At 71.4% G+C, this 4,679-nt stretch carries 5 protein-coding genes; 1 reads left to right on the top strand and 4 read right to left on the bottom strand.

Going from position 1 to position 4,679, the window contains the following annotated elements; translation table 11 throughout:
• On the top strand, nucleotides 1-523 hold a 523-nt coding region (locus VLF38_RS15755), incomplete at its 5' end, for a 3-deoxy-7-phosphoheptulonate synthase (protein ID WP_325272186.1).
• A 15-nt stretch (nucleotides 524-538) separates the two neighbouring features.
• On the opposite strand, the gene VLF38_RS15750 is transcribed toward VLF38_RS15755, so the two are convergent.
• The 4 genes from VLF38_RS15750 to VLF38_RS17385 all read right to left on the bottom strand — a co-directional run.
• Nucleotides 539-1,405, bottom strand: a complete 867-nt coding sequence (locus tag VLF38_RS15750) for a zinc ribbon domain-containing protein (RefSeq protein WP_325272185.1) — start codon at nucleotides 1,403-1,405, stop codon at nucleotides 539-541.
• A 52-nt stretch (nucleotides 1,406-1,457) separates the two neighbouring features.
• Nucleotides 1,458-1,955 carry an SRPBCC family protein gene (locus VLF38_RS15745; protein ID WP_325272184.1) on the bottom strand — a complete coding sequence of 166 codons (498 nt, stop codon included), beginning with the start codon at nucleotides 1,953-1,955 and terminating at the stop codon, nucleotides 1,458-1,460.
• A 24-nt stretch (nucleotides 1,956-1,979) separates the two neighbouring features.
• A complete protein-coding gene (locus tag VLF38_RS15740) occupies nucleotides 1,980-2,879 on the bottom strand; it encodes a deoxyribonuclease IV (RefSeq protein ID WP_325272183.1) in 900 nt (299 codons plus the stop codon).
• A 45-nt stretch (nucleotides 2,880-2,924) separates the two neighbouring features.
• A partial coding sequence (locus VLF38_RS17385; protein ID WP_414689413.1) for a Stk1 family PASTA domain-containing Ser/Thr kinase occupies nucleotides 2,925-4,679 on the bottom strand: 1,755 nt, incomplete at its 5' end.

Genomic DNA, 4,679 nt, shown 5'->3' with positions numbered 1-4,679 from the left:
GCACGTCGAGCTGCTGAGCCACATCAAGAACCCCATCGGTGTGAAGCTCGGCCCGACCACGACGCCGGACGACGCCCTCTCGCTGGCGGCGAAGCTCAACCCGACCAACGAGGCGGGGCGGCTCACGTTCATCACGCGCTTCGGCTCGGGCCGCATCCGCGAGGGGCTTCCGCCGCTGCTGGAGAAGGCGAAGGCCGAGGGGCTCAACGTCGCCTGGATCTGTGACCCGATGCACGGCAACACGTTCGAGGCGACCTCGGGCTACAAGACCCGCAACTTCGACGACGTCATCGACGAGGTCCAGGGCTTCTTCGACGCACACAACGCGGTCGGCACCTGGCCGGGCGGTCTCCACGTCGAGCTCACCGGTGACGACGTCACCGAGTGCGTCGGTGGCGGCGAGATGCTCTCGGCCGACGACCTCAACCAGCGCTACGAGTCGGTCTGCGACCCGCGCCTCAACCGCGTGCAGTCGCTGGAGATGGCGTTCCTCGTCGCCGACATGCTGGCGGCGGGCCGCTGATCAGGAGCCCCGGACTCAGGAGCCCAGCAGCAGGACGTCGCTGATCGCGGTGGTGTCCTTGCCGCGGCGACCGGGCCCGGGCTTGCTCACCTCGACGAGCCGGAGCTCCACCCAGCTGGTGGTCTCCGGGACGACCTGCATCGCCTGCAGGTCAGGAGCGTCGACGAGCTCCTGCTCGACCGTGGTGCCGTCGGCGAACCGCCACTCGACGCGGCTGATCCGTCGGTTGAGGGGATACCAGTCCGTGCCGCCGTCGACCTTCGCGTAGCCGTTGACCAGGCCCACGGCGGTCACGACGCGGTCGGCGCCGAGGTGGAAGCGGATCACGGTGCCGGTCGCGTCGCCCGCCAGCCGGTACGCCGAGTCGCGGCGCCCGTCGAGCATGTTGGTCGCCGGGTAGGGGACCCGGTGGCCCTCGATGTCGGTGCCCGGCCGGATGGGGCGTGGCGCGGTGACCGATGCGCCGACGGCCAGGTCCACGCCGGCCCGGCCGGTGTCGGCGGGGAGGGGGCTCGCGCTGGCCGACGACCAGGTCGTGGAGGCAGACGCGGTCGGCTCCGCGGAGCTCGCCGCCGGCTCGTCGCCATCGCGGGCCAGGCAGCTGCCGAGGAGCGCGGCGACCAGCACGCCGACCGCGAGGAGCAGCCAGCCGGCCCAGTGGGGACGGTGCTCGGCGGCATGGTGTGCGGCAGGGTGTGCTGCGCGGTGCGCGGCGTGGCGTGCGGGGGCTTCGACGGGGGTCGCCGGCACCGGAGCCACCGGTGCGAGCGGCTCGAGGTCGGAGACCGGCGGCGTCGCGCTCCCGACGGGGGTACCGCAGTTGGTGCAGAAGCGTCCCGCCCCGAGCTCGGCTCCGCAGTGCATGCAGTACACGACAGGCATGCGGGGGATCCTAACCGCGTCCGCGGTCAGGCTCGATTCCGGAGGTTTCCGGTCAGCTGGCCCGGTGCGCGCCTCCGGTCTGCGCGCCCCGTCGTTCGGCCTCCGTGCGGAGGTCCTCGAGGTCGTGCTCGAGCATCCTGCGCGTGGCGTTGTAGCTGTGCGCTCCGAAGGCGTTCCACAGCAGGCGCTCGGTCGAAGTGCGCTCGGTGATGTCGAGGGTCGCGGTGACCAGCAGCTTCGTCGTGCCGTCGGGGTGAGGCTGCAGGACGTACGCCGAGCGGATGCTGTCGTGGTCCACCCGCGTCTCGTGGGTGGTGCGCCGCGGCTCGACGCACTCGGTGACGTGGAGCTCCTCCTCGCCGTGGTGGCCGAAGAAGGTGCGCTCCTCGACCCAGGTCGTGCCGACGTCGTAGCCCCCGTCGCCGAGCATGCGCGTCGACGTCACGCTGCGAAGGATCTCGGCATGGCGGGGGAGGTCGGTGAGGACGTCCCACACGGCTTCGGGCGAGGCGTTGATCTCGGTGTTGAGGTGGATGACGTGACCGGTCATGTGGTCTCCTCGGGTCGGCCCCCGCTACTCCCGAGAGTACGCCTCCGCGCGCAGCTCCTGCAGTGCCTTGAGGTCGTCGGCCTCCTCGCGGGAGCCGGGCGTCTCGAGGATGAACGGCACGCCCTCGGTGGCCGGGTGGGCGAAGAGCTCGCGGAAGGCATCGCGACCGATGTGGCCGGCGCCGATGTTCTGGTGGCGGTCCTTGAAGGCGCCTCGCACGTCCATCGAGTCGTTGGCGTGGATCAGCCGCAGCCGGCCCTCGCCGCCGATCTCGACGATTCGGTCGAGCGTGGCGGTCGCGCCGCCCTCCTCGTCGAGCGGCGCACCGGCCGCGAACACGTGGCAGGTGTCGAGGCAGATACCTGCCTTGGGATGGAAGTCCAGGGCTCCGAGGTATGCCGTCAGGTCCTCGACCCCGGCGCAGAGGCTCCGGCCCTGTCCGGCCGTCGGCTCGAGGAGGAGCCATGGCGCCGCATCGTCCTCGAGGGTCTCCAGAATCGGCAGCAGGCCCTCGCGGACCTGGCGCATCGCCGCGGCGTACGTCTCCGGAGAGCCGGACGGGTCCACGAAGGAGCCGGTGTGGACGACGACACCCTCTGCCCCGATCTCGGCGGCGCGCTTGAGGTTGTGGGCGACCACCGCGACGGACTTCTCGTAGGTCGCCGGGGTGGGGGAGCCGAGGTTGACGAGATAGGGGGCGTGGATGAACGCGCGCGTGCCCGACTCCTCGAGCTCGCCCCGGAACGCAGCGTCCTCGGCGGGCTTGCCGGCCGAGAGCGTCCAGCCGCGGGGGTTGCCGACGAAGACCTGGAGGGTCTCGTGGCCGATGTCGCGCATCGTCGTCAGCGCGCCGGCGACCAGGCCCTTCCCGACAGGGACGTGGGAGCCGATGGGGCGGGAGCGAACGAGGTCTTCATGGAGCACCCGCAGACCCTACGACAGGGCACCGACAGGCCCAGATCAGGGCAGTCAGACCAGGTAGAGGGTGACCGTGCTGCCCTGGGGAGCCATCTCGCCCTCACCCGGGGAGACGCTCCAGACGAAGCCCAGTCCGAGATAGCCCGCGGAGTGCTCGGTCTTCACCTTGAACCCGAGGCTCTCGAGCTGGTTGGTCGCCGCGTCGACGCCCTGGCCGCGCACGCGCGGGATGGCGACGAGCTCAGGGCCCTTCGAGACCGTGAACGTGATCGTGTCGCCCTTGAAGGCGTCGCCCTCGGAGGGGTCCTGCGAGATGACCCTGCCCTTCGCGACCGTGCTGCTGAACTCCTCGGTCTTCTTGACCTTGAGCTTCTTCGACTTCGCCCAGCGCTCGGCGTTGGCGATCGGCTTGCCGGTCCAGTCGACGACCTCGATCGGCCGCGGTCCCTTGCTGATGACGAGGTCGACGGCCGTGTCGCGGCGGAGCATCTCACCGGCGACCGGCGTGCTGGTGACGACGTGCCCCTCGGGGACCTTCTCGTTGTAGCGCTGGGTGGAGCGGCCGAACGCCAGGTGCGTGTCGGCGAGGAGCTGCTGCGCCTCGTCCTCGGTCTTGCCGCGCAGCACGGGCACCGCGTAGCGCTCCTTCCCGCGGGAGATCACCGCGTGGACGGTGTCTCCCGGGAGGATCCGGTCCTGGGAGCCGGGATCGGTGCTGATCACCCGGCCGGCGGCGACGGTCTCGCTGTAGGCGCGGTCGCTGGCGTCGAACTCCAGCCCGGCCGCCTCGATCTTCGCCTCCGCCTGGCCCGCGGTGAGGCCGATGATGTCGGGCGTGGTCGTGTAGCGCGCGAAGCCGAACCACCAGGCACCGATGCCGAGCAGCAGCGCGAGCACGAGCGCCGCCACGAGCAGGACCGGACCGCGGCGGGAGCGATGCGGGTGCCACTGCTCGGCCACCACCGGGGTGGAGCGTGTCGGCGTCGCGCCGACGACAGCGGTGCCCTCCCAGTCGTCACCCTCCCAGCCCTCGTCGCTGGCCTGGTCGTAGAGCTCGTAGTCGGCGCTCTCCTCGGTGGTGTGCTCCACGTCGTCGACTGCCGCTGCGAGCGGCAACGCAAGGTCGGCGTACAGCTCGGGGTCGTCCTGCACGCCGGCATCGACCGCGTTGCGGACCCGGTGGAGCTGGCGCAGCAGGACGGGACCGTCGGCCGGACGAAGGCCGCGGTCTCGCGCCGTTGCGCGGGCGACCAGCGCGTCGACGTACGCCGGGAGGCCGGGGACCAGGGTGGACGGTGCGGGGATGTCCTCGTGGACGTGCTTGTAGGCGACCTGGATGGGGCTCTCGCCCTGGTGCGGCTTCTGGCCCGTCAGCAGCTCGAAGAGGACCACCCCGGCGGCGTAGACGTCGGCGCGGGCATCGGCACGGCCGTCGACGACGAGCTCGGGGGCGAGGTAGGAGACCGTGCCGATCAGGACGCCGCCGGTCGCGGTGTGCTGCGTGTCAGCGCTGATCGCCTTGGCCAGGCCGAAGTCGGCGACCTTGACGCTGCCGCTCTCGCTGATCAGCACGTTCTCCGGCTTGATGTCGCGGTGGATCAGGCCGGCCTGGTGGGCGGCAGCGAGCGCCGAGACCACGGGCTCGAGCAGTGCGAGCGCCCGCCGCGGCGACAGCGGTGCCTCCGCCCGGATCACGTCGCGCAGGGTCTGCCCGGGCACGAACTCCATGACCAGGAAGACGTCGTGGCCGTCCGTGCCCTGGTCGAAGACGCCGACCACGTGGGGGTGGGAGAGGCGGGCAGCCGC

The organism is Nocardioides sp. (genome assembly GCF_035481145.1).
Classification (GTDB): domain Bacteria; phylum Actinomycetota; class Actinomycetes; order Propionibacteriales; family Nocardioidaceae; genus Nocardioides.
Note: the sequence above shows the minus strand (reverse complement) of the source record. Positions and strands in the feature narration are given on the sequence as shown.